We start from the raw sequence: 15,912 nt of genomic DNA, 5'->3' as shown, positions 1-15,912 counted from the left end.
GCTTCCATGACACTCTTTGATCGGCAGTTGCGTGCATGGCGTTCTCCCTCGCTCCCCGCACCGAAGCCAGCGAACGGGCGCTGGCAACCACCGATGGCCTGCCATCGCGTGACGGATCGCTGCTCGGCCAGCGCCTGGCCCGGCGCTACAAGGACCGGGTCACCGGCAGCTTCACCATCCCCGGCCGCGAAGGCAGCTATGCGCCGATTCCCGATGATGTACCCGAGGCGCTGAAAGCCGCATTGAAGGCGCGTGGTATCGAGCAGCTGTACTCGCACCAGGCCGAGGCCTGGGACGCCAGCCAGCGCGGTGAGCACGTCGCCATCGTCACGCCCACCGCGTCCGGCAAATCGCTGTGCTACACGCTGCCGGTGGTAAGCGCCGCGATGCAGGGCAATGCCAAGGCGCTATATCTGTTCCCGACCAAGGCATTGGCACAGGACCAGGTGGCCGAGCTGCTGGAGCTCAACCGGGCCGGCGATCTGGGCGTCAAGGCATTCACCTTCGACGGTGACACGCCCGGCGATGCGCGGCAGGCAATCCGCCTGCATGGCGACATCGTGGTCAGCAACCCGGACATGCTGCACCAGGCGATCCTGCCGCATCACACCAAGTGGGCGCAGTTCTTCGAGAACCTGCGCTATGTGGTGATCGACGAGATCCACACCTACCGCGGTGTGTTCGGCAGCCATGTCACCAATGTGATCCGCCGGCTCAAGCGCATCTGCGCGTTCTATGGCGTGCAACCGCAGTTCATCCTGTGCTCGGCCACCATCGGCAACCCGCACGCGCACGCCGAGGCGCTGGTGGAAGAGAAGGTGCATGCCATCACCGAATCCGGCGCACCGACCGGGCCCAAGCACGTGCTGCTGTGGAATCCGCCGGTGCTCAATCCGGATCTGGGCTTGCGCGCATCGGCACGTTCGCAGGCCAACCGCATCGCCCGCATCGCGATCAAAAGTGGTTTGAAGACCTTGGTGTTCGCACAGACACGCTTGATGGTGGAAGTGCTGACCAAGTACCTGAAGGACATCTTCGACAACGACCCGCGCAAGCCGGCGCGTATCCGCGCCTATCGGGGCGGCTACCTGCCGACCGAGCGCCGCGAGGTGGAACGGGCGATGCGTGCCGGCAATATCGACGGCATCGTCAGCACCTCGGCACTGGAGCTGGGTGTGGATATCGGTGCACTCGACGTGGTCATCCTCAACGGCTATCCCGGCAGCGTTGCGGCGACGTGGCAGCGCTTCGGCCGCGCCGGTCGCCGGCAACAGGCCGCGCTCGGCGTGATGGTCGCCAGCAGCCAGCCGCTGGACCAGTACGTGGTGCGGCATCCGGATTTCTTCGCCAACGCCACGCCCGAGCACGCACGCATCTCGCCGGACCAGCCGTTGATCCTGTTCGACCACATCCGCTGCGCCGCGTTCGAGTTGCCGTTCCTCGCAGGCGAACCGTTCGGGCCGATCGATCCGCTGGTATTCCTGCAGGCACTGGCCGAAACCGAAGTGGTGCACCAGGAGGGCGACCGCTGGGAGTGGATCGCCGACAGCTATCCCGCCAATGCGGTGAGCCTGCGCGCAGTCGCCGACGGCAACTTCGTGGTGGTTGACCGCAGCGACGGCAAGCAGCAGATCATCGCCGAAGTGGACTACTCCGCCGCTGCGCTGACGCTGTACGAAGGCGCCATCCACATGGTGCAGAGCACGCCATATCAAGTGGAGCGGCTGGACTGGGACGGCCGCAAGGCCTACGTGACCCGTACACACGTCGACTACTACACCGACAGCATCGACTACACCAAGCTGAAGGTGCTGGACCGCTTTGACGGCGACGGTGCCGGCCGCGGTGATTCGCATCACGGCGAAGTACATGTGGTGCGCCGCGTCGCCGGCTACAAGAAGATCCGCTACTACACGCACGAGAACATCGGCTACGGCCCGGTCAACCTGCCCGATCAGGAGCTGCACACCACCTCGGTGTGGTGGCAGCTGCCGCAGGCCACGCTGCTGCGCAGCTTCGCGCAGAAGCAGGACGCGCTGGATGGTTTCCTCGGCGCCGCCTATGCGCTGCACATCGTCGCCACCGTCGCGGTGATGGCCGATGCACGCGATCTGCAGAAAGCCGTGGGCAATGGTGACGGCGCCTGGTTTGCGGTGGCCGACCAGACCGGCCGTGGCCAGCTGCGCGGCAATGAAGCCGGTGAAGGCGCGGTGGAGCTGATGCAGAGTTTCGTGCCGACGGTTTATCTCTACGACAACTTCCCCGGCGGCGTTGGCCTGAGCGAACCGCTGTGGCAACGCCAAGGTGAGCTGGTGCAGCGCGCGTTGGAGTTGGTGGAGCGTTGCGACTGCAATTCCGGTTGCCCGGCCTGCGTTGGCCCGGTATTGGCTGCACAGGAAGAAGAGAAAGGCCCGACGCCACGCTCATTGGCACTGACCGTGTTGTCGCTGCTCTCGGCCGAGCGTTGCGATCAAGTGCCAACCATCGTCGTTGACGAGGCACTAGATCTGCTGCCATGAGCATCAGCCTGGACAAACTGAAAGCCCTGCGTAAGCAGGCGGGGCTGTCGACGGCGCCGCCTGCGGGGCCCGCAGCCCCCATGCCTGTTGTGGGAGCGGCGTCAGCCGCGAAGCCACCAATGGTGGACGCTGCAGCAGTGCCTGTTGCTCCAGATACATCGGGTTCTTCGTCGGCTGCGGAAACTACACCGGCTTCGCGGCCGACGCCGCTCCTACAAAAGCCGAAGACGGAATCCTCCGTATTCGGCTGGGTCGATCAGATCCAGCACAAACCCGCAGTCCCGCAGGACGGCGCTGCGTTGCGACGTTTGCTGGCTACACGCAATCGCGCAATCGCACCGGCGCAACCAGTCGAACGTGGCCCGGTTGATCGCGATCTACCCGGCACCGAGATCGCACCCGGATTGCATCTGATCGAGGCCTTCATCCCGCAGGCGATTCCAACGCAACAGCTGTCACTGGCTTTCAGCAAGCGTCCTGAAGAATCCGTCGCGGCGCAGGACCTGCTGTTCTTCGACACCGAGACCACCGGTCTGGCAGGCGGCACCGGAACCCGCGCCTTCATGATCGGCGCCGCAGACTGGCATCACGATGCAGCGCATGGCGAAGGCCTGCGCGTGCGCCAGCTGCTGATGTCGACGATGGGCGCGGAGAGCGCGATGCTCGAATTGTTCGCGAGCTGGTTGTCACCGAACACGGTGCTGTCCAGCTACAACGGCCGTTGTTACGACGCACCGTTGTTGAAGACGCGTTATCGCTTGGCGCGGCGTGGCGATCCGATTTCGGCACTGGATCATGTGGACCTGCTGTTCCCCACCCGCCGTCGCTATCGCGGCACCTGGGAGAACTGTCGGCTGGCGACCATCGAGCGGCAGCTGCTGCTGATCGCGCGCGAGGATGATTTGCCGGGTTCGGAAGCGCCTGCGGCGTGGTTGAGTTATCTGCGTGGCGGCAGCGCGCGCAATCTGCGTCGTGTTGGTGAACACAATCATCAGGACGTGGTGACTTTGGCGCTGCTGTTCCTGCGCCTGGTACAGGCGGAAGCGGATGAGCGGGCGGAATTGGCGTTGGAGGCGGAGGGCTGAGTTTCAGTTGCTCGTCAGTCGTTGCTTGAAGAGCTTACCCCTCCCCAGCCCTCCCCTTGGCTGCGCCAAAGGGAGGGAGCGGAGCTTGCCCCCTCCCTTTCGCCGAAGGCGAAGGGGAGGGTTGGGGAGGGGTGCTTCTTCTCGAGCTCCAAGCCAAAGCAAACCCTCCCAGAACATCAACCACCAAGCGGCTGCGCAATTCCGCTGCTGATCGCTTCGCGGATCATCTGATCCGCATCACGATTGGCCTTGGCGCTGGCCGCGGCCTGCTGCCTGCCCAGCTCGGCCTGCTGCTTGCCCAATGCCGCCTGCTGTGCAGCCAGGCTTTCCATTTCCGCACGCATCGCCGGGTTGTCCATCTCCTCGCGGGCCTGTTCCAGCTTGCGACGCGCTGCTTCGTATGCGCGGCGCTGTGCATCGCTGCGTTCACCCGAACTCAGTGCCAACTCCGCCTGCTCACTCGCAAGCTCACCAATCCGTGCGCCGATCTCGCCCATGCGCTCACCGATCTGCCCCTGGCGGTCGCCCAAGGCTCCCTGCCGATCACCCAGGCGGCCCTGCGCATCACCCAGACGCACGCTTTCGGCATACAACCCCTGAAAGCGCGACAAGGTTGCCGCGTCGCGCACCACATAGCGCTTGCCATCACGACGCACCAGCAGCACGCCTTTGCCGTCGTCCAGTTGCTTGGCTTCGCGCAGGTCGGCGACGCTGCCATTCATGACGTTGTGGTTGCCCTTGATCAATACATAACCATCGGCGTTCTGGTTGCTGGAAAGGTGGATCACACCTTGCGTACGCAATGGTTCAGCGGGTGCGGGCGGGGCGGCAGGCGGCGCGGGGGGCACGACCAGCGCCGGTGGAGCGGGCGGTGCAGGCGGGGCGGCGGGTACCGCAGCACCAGCAACCACCGTGCGCGACACCGAACGTGCAACCGGTGCAGTTGGCGCAACCGGGGCGACGGGCGCTGCCACAGGTGCGGGTGGTGCCGGCGGCGCGGGAGGTGCCGGCATCGCCACCAGCCGCAACGGTGCCACACCGACCAGGGCAACGGCGGCAATGATCAAGGCCGCACCGACGCGCGGGAAGGAAGAAGTGTCCTGCAACATGAGCAATCTCCGCTTGAGGCTGAGGAAGGTCGGCGACGCGCTGGCCAAACCAGCGCCCGGCCGGGGAGCAACGCCCAACTGCAACAGCAGGCGTCCGTAGTGTTGGCGGCAGTGCCGGTCACCGGCGACCACCGCGGCATCCACCGCGGCTTCGCGGGCAATGCCGTATTCGCGGGCGGCCAGGTGCACCACCGGGTGGAAGAAAAACAGGTGCTGGGCGAGCGCAGGCACCAAGCCCAGCCACAGGTCATGGCGTTGCAGATGCACCAGTTCATGGGTCAAGGCCATGTCCAACTGGTCGTCACCCATGCGCTGCAGGCCACGCGCTGGCAGCAGCAGCACCGGACGCCATGGGCCAATCAGCTGCGGCGAGTCGATCGCAGAGCTGAGCATCAGGCGCGGTGCGCGGCGCAGGCCATGCGCATCGGCGGCAAGCGCAAGCGCCGCGTTGAGCTTGTGATCGTGGCAGGGCTGCGCGGCACGCAGCAGGGCGCGACTGCCGCGATACGCCAGCGCGGTGCGCAATGCCATCACCAGTACGCCAGCAGACCACATCGCCATCAGTACCAGACTCCACGACCAGCTGCTGTCGGCAGGCAAAGGCTGCATCACGATGATTGGCGCGGCTGTCACAGGTGTCGATGTCACCGGTGCAGCGGTCGCGGCAGCCTGCACCACCATCGGTGCAGCATCGACGGCAGGTAGCAGCGGCAACTCCAACGGTGACGCCCAGAACAGGCCAACCACGGCCTGCACCGCCACCAGCCACCACAGCGCGCACTGGGTGCTGGCCGGCAGGCGTCGCACGTAACGGCACAGCAGCCACACCAGGCCTGCCAACAGCGCGGTCTGCACGCTGGTCGCGAACAGGCGGCTGCCCAACAACTCAAGCGTCATCGACATGGCTCAATCCTCCCGGCGCTGCGACTGCAGCTTGCTGACCAGCGCTTCCAGTTCGGCCAGTTCGTTGTCGCTGACCTCGGCCTTCTCCGACATCCACGCCACGAACGGCGAGATCGAGCCCTGCAGGGTCTTTTCGACGAAGCTGCCAACCGCGCCGTTGACCACTTCCTGCTGTTCGGCGGTGGAGCTGTAGCGATACACGCCCTCGTCCTGCTCGCGCTGCAGATAGCCCTTGGTGCGCAGGCGCTCCATCATCGTCAGCACGGTGGAACGGGCCAGCCCGCGGGCCTCACCAAAGCGCGCGGCTACCTCGCCGACACTGGTGGGTTCGTTCTCTCCGATGTACTGCAGCAGGGCCAGTTCCTGGTCCCCGATGGTCTTGCGGCGCATGGCCGTCTCCGTGACTACATTTGTCGCCACGGTAGATCTGCCTACATTTGTAGTCAATAGCCCGGATGGCACCCTGACCGCTGCCGGGCTGAATGATTCAGCTGACTGTGCTGTCGATCTGCCAGCGCGCGAACTCGCTTTCAAACTCCGCCAGCGTCAGCAGGCCGAGACAGGCATGGGCACCAGTTGGCAATCCCTCGCCACGAGCAAAGCGGCGCGCCAGCAGCACGGCCGCGAGGGTGGGGATCTCCGGGCCGTGCAGCATTGGCGCGGTCAGATCCCAATGCACGGTGCGCTGCAGGCCCCCACGTTGGCCACGCAGGGTTATGCGCATGCCGCCCAGATCAGTGCCGAAGCGATCGAACCAGCGACCGGCGCGGGCGAACACGCCGGCCAGCGCTTCCATCGGCAATGGCAGGCCGTGCCGACGCAGCCAGGCCAGCGTCGCCAGGCAACGCGACAGGAACGGCAACTCCAGTGCCGCGCGAAAGCGCACCGTCGCCACGCCCGGATGGCGCTGCACCAGCAGCGTGTGGTCCGGCACATCACAGGGCGAGGCCAGGCGCGGACCAATACGGGCAAAGCGTACTGGCTGCGGATTGGCCCAGCCAACTACGGTTTGCCAGCGGCCATCGAGCCAGCACTCGAACGGCTTGCCGCAGTACGAAAGCACAGCTCGTACGGTCGCCATGCCCAGTGGCGTGGCCTGCGCGGGCGCGATCACCATGTCGATGCTGTGCAGTTGGTCGAATTGCGCTGCAAGTGCATCGACGACCGCGCTGGAGAGCGCCGGCAAGGTGCTGGCGCCGCTGATCGCACTGCGCTGGGTCTGCTCGGCCAGGGCCTGCAGCTGCTGCGGAAAATCAGCGACAAAGTCGCGACCGTCCGCGAGATCGATGTAGTGCATGCCAGCGCGCAGGCAAGCCTTTGCCACGTCGTAACCCTGGCCTTGGAAGGGACCGGCGGTATGGATGACCAGTGCCGCTCGGGTGTTGGCAAGTTGAGTCTCGAAGTCGGGCGCAGCGGTATCCAGCCGGCACAGTTCGATGGTCGCCAGATCCACGCCCGGCAGATTGGCTGCCGCCTGCGAAGGGTTGCGACCGGCAGCGATGACGGTGATGCCCGGCGTGATGGCAAGTGCACGCACGATACGCGCGCCGAAATGGCCGTAACCGCCCAACACCAGAATACGACAGCTCTCCTGCTGCGACATCGGATATTCCTGTGTGGATTGCCATGTGGATTATCGACGAGAGGAGCGCTGCTTGGCCCCTCCCCTTTGGCGTAGCCAAGGGGGAGGTTGGGAGGGGGTGGCTTTGGCTGCTGCTTGTGCACGTTGTTCGATGTTCCTGCGAACAGCACCCCTCCCCAACCCTCCCCTGCACTTCGTGCAAAGGAGGGAGCAAATCCGCTGCAGGCAGGGCTCTTCATCCCGCTCTTACACCAACAGCAGCACCCTGCATGCATACCACCGCTTGGAGTCCGCCATGTATCGGATGCTGGTCATCGCCTGTTTCAGCGCCATCACCGCCACTGCCTGCAGCACTGCCCGGGTCAGCCAGGTGCAACCCATCGATGGCGTCATCTCCGGCCAATGTCATACCGACATGGTGCGCGGCGCGGTCGGCCTTGCCGCCGGACCGGATACCGTCGAGCGCGCCCGCGTGGACAGTGACAGCCTGCAGGTGCAAGTGGTGCGCGGCAACGATCAACCCGACAGCGCGGCTTCCATCCAGACCCAGGCCTCGACGGGCGGTGATCGCCTGACCATCGAAATCGGCCGCACCAACAACATCACCGCCATGCGCTGCGGCTGAGTCCGCCGTCAACCCGCCCGATGTGCGGCGCGCAGGAAACGCAGTGCGGCGGCCTCCCATTGGCGGGGGCCGCGCAGGGACTGCATCGTGCTGAGCCGGCCATCACGCCAGCCGTCGAACACGCAGGGATCGATGTAGGCCTTGCGACACACCGCCGGCGTGTTGCCCAGCATCGCCGCCACCGCTGCAATCACCTGGTTCTGCAAGGCGCTTTGCGCGCGCTCCCCGCCGGTTTCAGGCACAGGCAGCTGGGCCAGCTCACGCAACGCCACCAGCGTGCCGCCCCAGGTGCGGAAATCCTTGGCACTGAAGTCTGCGCCGGTGGCTTCGCGCAGGTACTCGTTGACGTCGCTTGAGCCTACCGGCCGCACCTTGCCGTCATCGTCGCGGTACTGGAACAGCAGCTGCCCCGGCAGTTGCTGGCAGCGCCGCACCAGCGCTGATAGCTGGCGGTCGTCGATGACCAAGGCTTGCGCCTGTCCGGATTTTCCGCGGAAGCGCAGCCGTGCCTTGCCTTCGCCAGCGCGTTCCAGATGGCGGTTGCGCAGCGTGGTGAGCCCGTAGGAGTGGTTGTCGCGTGCATAGGCATCGTTGCCGATGCGCGCAAGCGTGCGGCCCATCACCGAGACCACGATTGCCAGCACCTTCTCCCGTGGCAGGCCGGGCAAGGCCAGGTCGCTGCGCACGCGCCGGCGCAGGCTTGGCAATGCCTTGCCGAATGCCACGATGCGATCGAATTTGTTGTCACTGCGCGTGCGTACCCAGTCGGGGTGGTAACGGTATTGCTTGCGCCCGCGCGCATCGCGACCGCAGGCCTGCAGATGGCCATTGGCCTGCGCGCAGATCCATACCTGGGTATAGGCGGGCGGAATGGCCAGACGCCGGATGCGCTCCAGCGTGGCCGGCGCCCGCACCGGCTTGCCGCGCGTATCCACATAGCGGAAGCCGCGCCCGGCGCGCTGGCGGACAATGCCCGGTTCACCGTCATGGCTATGGCGCAATGCAGGCACTGACAATGTCGCGGCCATCGCTGCTCCCAGCAAATAAACGGTGGCGGAGTATCGCGCAGTGCATTGCGACGCAGCGTCAACATGGCCGTCACTTGGCTATATGCTTGGGATGTCTCTCAACACCCTGGAGTTCCGATGCAGTTCCCGTCGACGCCGCGCGCCCTGCGCCGCCCCGCCGCCCTGATTGCCACCGCCACCCTGATGTTGGCCCTGAGCGCCTGCACCAAGCCGGCCCCGGAAGAACAGGATGAAGCACTGAACCAATCCCAGCAGGCCGCCGAGGCCGCTGCCGCACCCGCTGAAGCCACGCCGCCGCCGGGCGCCTGCGATGCCAGCCAGGTGCAGGGCCTGGTCGGCCAGGCCTATAACGAGGCCATGCAGGCCCAGGCCAAGGAAGACGCCGGTGCCACCGACGTACGCGTGCTCAAGCCCAACCAGCCGGTCACGATGGAGTTCATCGGCGAGCGCCTGAACATCGAAATCGACGACAAGGGCACCGTCAGCGGCGTCCGCTGCGGCTGAATTGGCAGCGCCAAAGCCTTGCCCAGCAAGGCTTTGGTTGCGCTCGCAACGATGTATTGCGGCGTTGCAACAACTGTGATTTAGTCGAACCATCCGGTGACCTCAAGGTGCGCTCCAGGTTGAGCACATCATGTGCATTGGATGGGCGCGAGGGCGCTTGGGTCGGGCGTATACGCCGCAACGGCGTTCGTCGGGTCTTACCCCAACGGCACGACGCGATCCATCTGATGTGCATGACGTGCTCAGCGAGCGGGCAGGAGTGTCGCCGCTCACCTGAATCGCATCGAGGCACAGATGGCAGTCCGCACCCCGCAAGGGCTTTACGACCCGCAAGACGAACGCGACGCCTGTGGTTTCGGCATGGTCGCCCAGCTCGACGACCAGCCATCGCGCCTGTTGGTGGATACCGCCATCGCTGCGCTGTCGCGCATGACCCACCGCGGTGGTGTTGCCGCCGACGGGCTCACCGGCGACGGCTGCGGCCTGCTGCTGCGCAAACCCACCGTGTTCCTGCGCCAACTGGCTGAAGAAGCCGGTATCGCACTCGGCCCCAACTTCGCCGCCGGAGTTGTGTTCCTGCCGCACGATGCTGACGCTGCGCAGCGATGTCGCGCCGAACTCGATGCACAGCTGCGTGCCGCCGGCTGCCATCCGCGCGGTTGGCGTGAAGTCCCTACCGATGACAGTGTCTGTGGCCAGTTGGCGCGCGACACGCTGCCGAAGATCGAACAGGTGTTCGTCGATGCCGACATCGAGCAGAGCGCCGAGCAATTCGCACTGGCGCTGTTCATGGCCCGCCGCCGCAGCGAACAGACCCTGCGCGATGTCGCCGATTACTACGTCACCACGCTCAGCGCCGAAGCCATCAGTTACAAGGGCATGGTGCTGCCAGACAAGCTGAGCACCTTCTTCCCGGACCTGCAGCGTCACGAACTGGCGTCCAGCGTGGTGGTGTTCCACCAGCGCTTCTCCACCAACACCATGCCGCGCTGGCCGCTGGCGCATCCATTCCGCATGCTCGCCCACAACGGCGAGATCAACACCATCGAAGGCAACCGCCACTGGGCGCAGGCGCGCAGCAAGGTGTGGAAGACGCCGAAGTTCGACATCGCCGAGCTCGACCCGGTGATCTCGATGCACGGTTCCGATTCGCAGAGCATGGACAACATGCTGGAGCTGATGGTGGCCGGCGGCATGGAGCTGATCCAGGCGTTGCGCATCCTGGTGCCGCCGGCAACGCAATCGTTGGAATTCAAGGACGCCGACCTCGCCGCGTTCTATGAGTTCTATGGCTTGAACAGCGAGCCGTGGGATGGCCCGGCCGGCATCGTGGCCTGCGACGGCCGCTATGCCGCCTGCACCCTGGACCGCAACGGCCTGCGCCCGGCGCGCTGGATGCTGACCTCTGATCGCCACTTCCTGGTCGCCTCCGAAGCCGGCGTGTGGGAAGTGCCGACCGAGCGCGTCGTGCGCAAGGGCAAGCTCGGTCCGGGCCAGATGATGGCCATCGACCTCAAGCGTGGCGACCTGCTCGACTCGGAAGCCATCGACCGCATCAACCGTGCACGCGCGCCGTACAAGCAATGGCTGCACCAGGGCGTGACCTACCTGCAGACCGAGCTGATCGATCCCTCGCTGGCCGAGGAGCCGTTCGACGAAGCGACGCTGCGCAGCTACCACAAGCTGTTCCAGCTCACGACCGAGGAACTGGAGCAGGTGCTGCGGCCACTGGCCGAAACCGGGCAGGAAGCCACCGGCTCGATGGGCGATGACACGCCAATCGCCGTACTCAGCCGCCACACCCGTCCACTGTACGACTACTTCCGCCAGGCCTTCGCGCAGGTCACCAACCCGCCGATCGATCCGCTGCGCGAAGAATGCGCGATGTCGCTGACCACCCAGCTCGGCAAGGAGACCAACATCTTCCACGCCGCGGCGGAGACGGTGAACCACGTCATCCTCAACTCGCCGGTGCTGAGCCAGCGCAAGCTGCGCCAGCTGCTGAAGATGGACCAGTACGTCGAGCGCAATCGTCTGATCGACCTGTCCTATAGCGTCGAGGAAGGTCTGAAGGCCGGCATCGAGCGCATCTGCGCCGAGTGCGAGCAGGCCGCACGCGATGGCGTGGTAATGCTGCTGCTGTCCGACCGCTACCCGGTTGCCGACCGGCCGATGGTGCATGCTCTGCTGGCCACCAGCGCCGTGCATCATCATCTGTCCAAGGTTGGCCTGCGCTGCGACGTCAACCTGATCCTGGAAACCGGCACCGCACGTGATGCGCACCACATGGCTTGTCTGCTGGGCTTTGGTGCGACTGCGGTGTATCCGTACCTGGCCTACCAGACGCTGTTCGACCTGGGCCGGCGCGGCATCCTGCAGTTGAAGAAGGGTGGTGAGGTCTCGCAGATCGGCCGCAGCTACCGCAAGGGCATCTACAAGGGTCTGAGCAAGATCATCTCCAAGATGGGCATCTGCACCATTGCCAGTTATCGCGGCGCGCAGTTGTTCGAGATCGTCGGTCTCGACCCGGACGTGGTTGAACTGTGCTTCCCGGATACCGCTGCCCGCATCGGCGGCGTGGGCCTCGCGCGCCTGGATACCGAAGCACGCGAGCTCACCGTGCGCGCCTGGAATGATCTGGCGCAGCCGGAAGTCGGCGGCCTGCTCAAGTACGTGCATGGCGGCGAATACCACATGTACAACCCGGACGTGGTGATGACGCTGCAGCGCGCCTCGCGCACGGGCGATGCCGAAGACTGGCGCAAGTACATGGACGCGGTGCATTCGCGCCCGACCTCGGCGTTGCGCGATCTGCTGCAGCTCAAGCCGGCGGCAACGCCGGTGCCATTGGATGAAGTGGAACCGGCCGAGGCACTGTTCAAGCGCTTCGATACCGCTGCGATTTCCTTGGGCGCACTGTCGCCGGAAGCGCATGAAGCGCTGGCGATTGCGATGAACCGCCTCGGCGGCCGTTCCAACTCCGGCGAAGGCGGCGAAGATCCCGCGCGCTATGGCACCGAGAAGCGCTCCAAGATCAAGCAGGTGGCCTCCGGCCGTTTCGGCGTCACCGCCGAATACCTGGTCAATGCAGAAGTGCTGCAGATCAAGGTCGCGCAGGGCGCCAAGCCCGGTGAAGGCGGCCAGCTGCCCGGCCACAAGGTCAACGAGCTGATCGCGCGCCTGCGCTACGCCAAGCCCGGCATCGGCCTGATCTCACCGCCGCCGCACCACGACATCTATTCGATCGAAGATCTGGCACAGCTCATCTACGACCTGAAGCAGGTCAATCCGGATGCGTTGGTATCGGTGAAGCTGGTCTCACATGCAGGCGTCGGCACCATTGCTGCCGGTGTGGTGAAAGCCGGTGCCGATCTGATCACCGTGTCCGGCCATGACGGCGGCACCGGTGCCTCGCCGATCAGTTCGATCCGCTATGCCGGCGTGCCGTGGGAGCTGGGCGTGGCCGAATCGCACCAGGCGCTCGTCGGAAACGACCTGCGCAGCCGCACCATCCTGCAGACCGACGGTGGCCTGAAGACCGGCCTGGATGTGGTCAAGGCTGCACTGCTGGGCGCCGACAGCTTCGGCTTCGGCACCGGGCCGATGATCGTGCTCGGCTGCAAGTACCTGCGCATCTGCCACCTCAACAACTGTGCCACCGGCGTCGCCACCCAGGACGAGCGCCTGCGTGCGGGCTACTTCACCGGCCTGCCGGAGCGCGTGGAGAACTTCTTCCGCCTGCTGGCCGAGGAAGTGCGCGAGTGGCTGTCGTACCTGGGCGTGCGTTCGCTGGATGAAATCGTCGGCCGCACCGATCTGCTGCAGCAGCTGGAAGTGTCGCCGCGCGAAGGCGTCAAGGTCGATCTGTCGCGCCTGCTCGCGCCTGCGCACTACGACGGCGCGCATTGCGCCGCGCAGCGCCTGTACCAGTCGCCGGACAGCCTGGCCACGCAGATGGACAACCTGCTCGCCGACGCCATCGCCAACAAGCAGGGCGGCGAACACCGCTTCCTGATCCACAACACCGACCGCTCGGTGGGCACGCGCCTGTCCGGCACCATCGCCCGCGCGCACGGCAACCACGGCATGAGCGAAGCACCGTTGAACCTGCGCTTCCGCGGTACCGCCGGGCAAAGCTTCGGTGCGTTCAACGTCGGCGGCTTGAACCTGGAAGTCGAAGGCGAAGCCAACGACTACGTTGGCAAGGGCATGGCTGGCGGCCGCCTGGTGGTACGTCCGCCGCGCGGCGCCCGCTTCGAGGCGCGCAACACTGCCATCATCGGCAACACCTGCCTGTACGGCGCGACCGGCGGCGAGCTGTTTGCCGCCGGACGCGCAGGTGAGCGCTTCGGCGTGCGCAACTCCGGCGCACTGGCAGTGATTGAAGGTGCTGGTGACCACTGCTGCGAGTACATGACCGACGGCGTGGTCGCGGTGCTTGGCAAGGTCGGCCTGAACTTCGGTGCTGGCTTCACCGGTGGCCTGGCCTATGTGCTCGACGTCGACCGCGATTTCGTCGACCGCTACAACCATGAGCTGATCGACATCCACCGCATCTCGACCGAAGGCTTCGAGAACCATCGCCAGCACCTGCACACCTTGATCGGCCGCCACCGCGAGTTGACCGGCAGCATCTGGGCGCAGCAGATCCTCGACGAGTTCCGCGACTACGTCGGCAAGTTCTGGCTGGTCAAACCCAAGGCCGCCAGCATCGAGTCGCTGGCCGAATCGTTGCGCCGCGCCGCTTGACGGCTTGAGCCCCTCTCCCGCCCGCGGGAGAGGGATTGGGGTGAGGGCGCTTCACCGGCCTCCCCTCATCCGCCCCTCCGGGGCACCTTCTCCCGCACGCGGGAGAAGGGCTCCTCCCCAGACATCAAGAGTTCCCATGAGCCGCAAGCAAGCCTTCCAGTTCCTCGACCTGCCCCGCACCATGCCGCAGCGCATTCCGGTGGAACTGCGCACGTCTGGCGATTGGGGCGAGCTCTACGGCAAATTCGACAAAGGCGATGCGCAGTACCAGGCCGGTCGCTGCCTGGATTGCGGCAACCCCTACTGCAGCTGGAAATGCCCGGTGCACAACGCCATCCCGCAGTGGCTGCAGCTGGTGCAGGAAGACCGCATCCACGAGGCGGCGACGCTCTGCCATTCCACCAACCCATTGCCGGAAGTCTGCGGCCGTGTCTGCCCGCAGGATCGCCTGTGCGAAGGCAGCTGCACGCTGGAAGAGTTCGGCGCGGTCACCATAGGCGCGGTCGAGAAATACATCGTCGATACCGCGCTGGCCACGGGCTGGAAGCCGGACCTGCATGCGGTTGAGAGCACTGGCAAGGGCGTGGCGGTTGTCGGCGCAGGCCCTGCGGGTCTGGCCTGCGCCGATCGCCTCGCGCGTGCCGGCGTGCAGGCGGTGGTGTTCGACCGCTACGAGCAGATTGGTGGCCTGCTGCAATTCGGCATCCCCAGCTTCAAGCTGGACAAGAGCGTGATCGACCGCCGCCGCGAGATCCTCGAAGGCATGGGCGTGCAGTTCCGCCTGGGTGTGGAGATCGGCCGCGACATCAGCATCGAGCAGCTGCAGGCTGACTACGACGCGGTGTTCCTCGGCACCGGTGCTTACCGTTACACCGACGGCGGCCTGATCGGCCAGGACCTGAAGAACGTGCTGCCGGCACTGCCCTTCCTGGTGCAGAACAGCCGCATTGTCGGCGGCAACGATCCGCAGGGCCGGCCGATTGCCGGCTGGGAAGACCAGATCGCCCTGCCCGACCTCAACGGCAAGCGTGTGGTGGTGCTCGGCGGCGGCGACACCGGCATGGACTGCGTACGCAGCGCGATCCGTCTGGGCGCAGCCAAGGTGACCTGTGCCTACCGCCGCGATGAAGCCAACATGCCGGGCTCGGCCCGCGAGGTCGCCAATGCCCGCGAGGAAGGTGTGCGCTTCCTGTTCAACCGTCAGCCGCTGGCGATTGAAGCCGGTGCTGACGATGAAGTGATCGGCGTGACCGTGGTCGAGACCGAGTTGAGCGCGCCGGATGCCAATGGTCGTCGCAATGCGGTGGCGATTGAGGGCAGCGAATCGCTGCTGGAAGCGGACGTGGTGATCATCGCTTTTGGCTTTTCGCCGACGTTGCCGGAGTGGCTTTCGTCGCAGGGCGTGGAGGCCAGCAGCAATGGCCGCATCATTGCCGGTGGTGCTACGCGTCTGCCGTTCCAGACCCATAACCCCAAGCTGTTTGCCGGTGGTGATGCGGTGCGCGGTGCGGACCTGGTGGTGACTGCGGTTGCTGAGGGTCGTGATGCTGCTGAGAGCATTGTTGCCTTGTTGAAGCGGTAAGGTCGGGTCCGCGCCAAGAGCGCCCTCACCCCTACCCCTCTCCCGTTGAAACGGGAGAGGGGATTACTTCGGCATTGTTTGTCTAATAGCCGCTGAGTTCGCTGCTCCGGCTATTCGCTCTGGATCTGGCTATTCGCTCTGGATCTGGCTATTCGCTCTGGATCTGGCTATTGGCTCTGGCTATTGGCTCTGGCTATTGGCTCTGGCTGTTGGCTCTGGCTGTTGG

At 65.4% G+C, this 15,912-nt stretch carries 9 protein-coding genes and 1 pseudogene; 6 read left to right on the top strand and 4 right to left on the bottom strand.

Translation table 11 applies throughout. From position 1 onward, the window contains the following. The first annotated feature begins 35 nt into the window (after positions 1-35). Positions 36-2,519: a DEAD/DEAH box helicase gene (locus tag ACVOK8_RS15655; protein ID WP_481567639.1), complete on the top strand. Its 2,484-nt coding sequence runs from the start codon at positions 36-38 to the stop codon at positions 2,517-2,519. Beyond that, positions 2,513-3,604 (top strand): annotated as a pseudogene (locus ACVOK8_RS15650) (ribonuclease H-like domain-containing protein); the annotation flags it as partial. The gene ACVOK8_RS15655 and the pseudogene ACVOK8_RS15650, both read left to right, overlap by 7 nt. 176 nt (positions 3,605-3,780) lie before the next feature. Here the strand turns inward: ACVOK8_RS15650 and ACVOK8_RS15645 are convergent. The 3 genes from ACVOK8_RS15645 to ACVOK8_RS15635 form a co-directional block, all read right to left on the bottom strand. Continuing rightward, entirely contained in the window at positions 3,781-5,616 is a 1,836-nt protein-coding gene (locus tag ACVOK8_RS15645) for a M56 family metallopeptidase (RefSeq protein WP_481567638.1), read from the bottom strand. A gap of 3 nt (positions 5,617-5,619) precedes the next feature. Beyond that, complete coding sequence (locus tag ACVOK8_RS15640; RefSeq protein ID WP_481534727.1) at positions 5,620-6,006, bottom strand: BlaI/MecI/CopY family transcriptional regulator; 387 nt, start codon at positions 6,004-6,006, stop codon at positions 5,620-5,622. A 97-nt stretch (positions 6,007-6,103) separates the two neighbouring features. Further along, positions 6,104-7,219, bottom strand: a complete 1,116-nt coding sequence (locus ACVOK8_RS15635; RefSeq protein WP_481567637.1) for a saccharopine dehydrogenase family protein — start codon at positions 7,217-7,219, stop codon at positions 6,104-6,106. Positions 7,220-7,493: 274 nt separating this feature from the next. Here ACVOK8_RS15635 and ACVOK8_RS15630 point away from each other — a divergent pair, with 274 nt between their 5' ends. Continuing rightward, the gene (locus ACVOK8_RS15630) at positions 7,494-7,823 is read left to right on the top strand and encodes a hypothetical protein (protein WP_481567636.1); all 330 of its coding nucleotides are present in this window, start codon (positions 7,494-7,496) and stop codon (positions 7,821-7,823) included. A gap of 8 nt (positions 7,824-7,831) precedes the next feature. Here ACVOK8_RS15630 and ACVOK8_RS15625 read toward each other — a convergent pair whose 3' ends face one another. Continuing rightward, a complete protein-coding gene (locus ACVOK8_RS15625) occupies positions 7,832-8,851 on the bottom strand; it encodes a DNA topoisomerase IB (RefSeq protein WP_481567635.1) in 1,020 nt (339 codons plus the stop codon). 117 nt (positions 8,852-8,968) lie between these two features. Between ACVOK8_RS15625 and ACVOK8_RS15620 the strand changes: the two genes are divergently transcribed. The 3 genes from ACVOK8_RS15620 to ACVOK8_RS15610 all read left to right on the top strand — a co-directional run bounded on the left by ACVOK8_RS15620 (position 8,969) and on the right by ACVOK8_RS15610 (position 15,686). Beyond that, positions 8,969-9,355: an I78 family peptidase inhibitor gene (locus ACVOK8_RS15620; RefSeq protein WP_481567634.1), complete on the top strand. Its 387-nt coding sequence runs from the start codon at positions 8,969-8,971 to the stop codon at positions 9,353-9,355. 294 nt (positions 9,356-9,649) lie between these two features. Continuing rightward, on the top strand, positions 9,650-14,104 hold the full coding sequence (gene gltB, locus ACVOK8_RS15615) for a glutamate synthase large subunit (RefSeq protein WP_481567633.1): 4,455 nt from the start codon (positions 9,650-9,652) through the stop codon (positions 14,102-14,104). A 136-nt stretch (positions 14,105-14,240) separates the two neighbouring features. After that, positions 14,241-15,686: an FAD-dependent oxidoreductase gene (locus ACVOK8_RS15610; RefSeq protein WP_481567632.1), complete on the top strand. Its 1,446-nt coding sequence runs from the start codon at positions 14,241-14,243 to the stop codon at positions 15,684-15,686. Positions 15,687-15,912: the final 226 nt, after the last annotated feature.

This window comes from Stenotrophomonas sp. STEN083 (genome assembly GCF_056759195.1).
The sequence above is the reverse complement of the archived record's forward strand: the minus strand, read 5'-3'. Positions and strand labels throughout refer to the sequence as shown.

Excerpts from the sequence above, each read along its gene's own strand:
- ACVOK8_RS15630 (WP_481567636.1), top strand. The coding sequence starts at position 7,494 with ATGTATCGGATGCTGGTCATCGCCTGTTTCAGCGCCATCACCGCCACT.
- ACVOK8_RS15655 (WP_481567639.1), top strand. The coding sequence starts at position 36 with ATGGCGTTCTCCCTCGCTCCCCGCACCGAAGCCAGCGAACGGGCGCTG.
- ACVOK8_RS15645 (WP_481567638.1), bottom strand. The coding sequence starts at position 5,616 with ATGTCGATGACGCTTGAGTTGTTGGGCAGCCGCCTGTTCGCGACCAGC.
- ACVOK8_RS15620 (WP_481567634.1), top strand. The coding sequence starts at position 8,969 with ATGCAGTTCCCGTCGACGCCGCGCGCCCTGCGCCGCCCCGCCGCCCTG.
- ACVOK8_RS15635 (WP_481567637.1), bottom strand. The coding sequence starts at position 7,219 with ATGTCGCAGCAGGAGAGCTGTCGTATTCTGGTGTTGGGCGGTTACGGC.
- ACVOK8_RS15640 (WP_481534727.1), bottom strand. The coding sequence starts at position 6,006 with ATGCGCCGCAAGACCATCGGGGACCAGGAACTGGCCCTGCTGCAGTAC.
- ACVOK8_RS15625 (WP_481567635.1), bottom strand. The coding sequence starts at position 8,851 with ATGGCCGCGACATTGTCAGTGCCTGCATTGCGCCATAGCCATGACGGT.
- gltB (WP_481567633.1), top strand. The coding sequence starts at position 9,650 with ATGGCAGTCCGCACCCCGCAAGGGCTTTACGACCCGCAAGACGAACGC.
- ACVOK8_RS15610 (WP_481567632.1), top strand. The coding sequence starts at position 14,241 with ATGAGCCGCAAGCAAGCCTTCCAGTTCCTCGACCTGCCCCGCACCATG.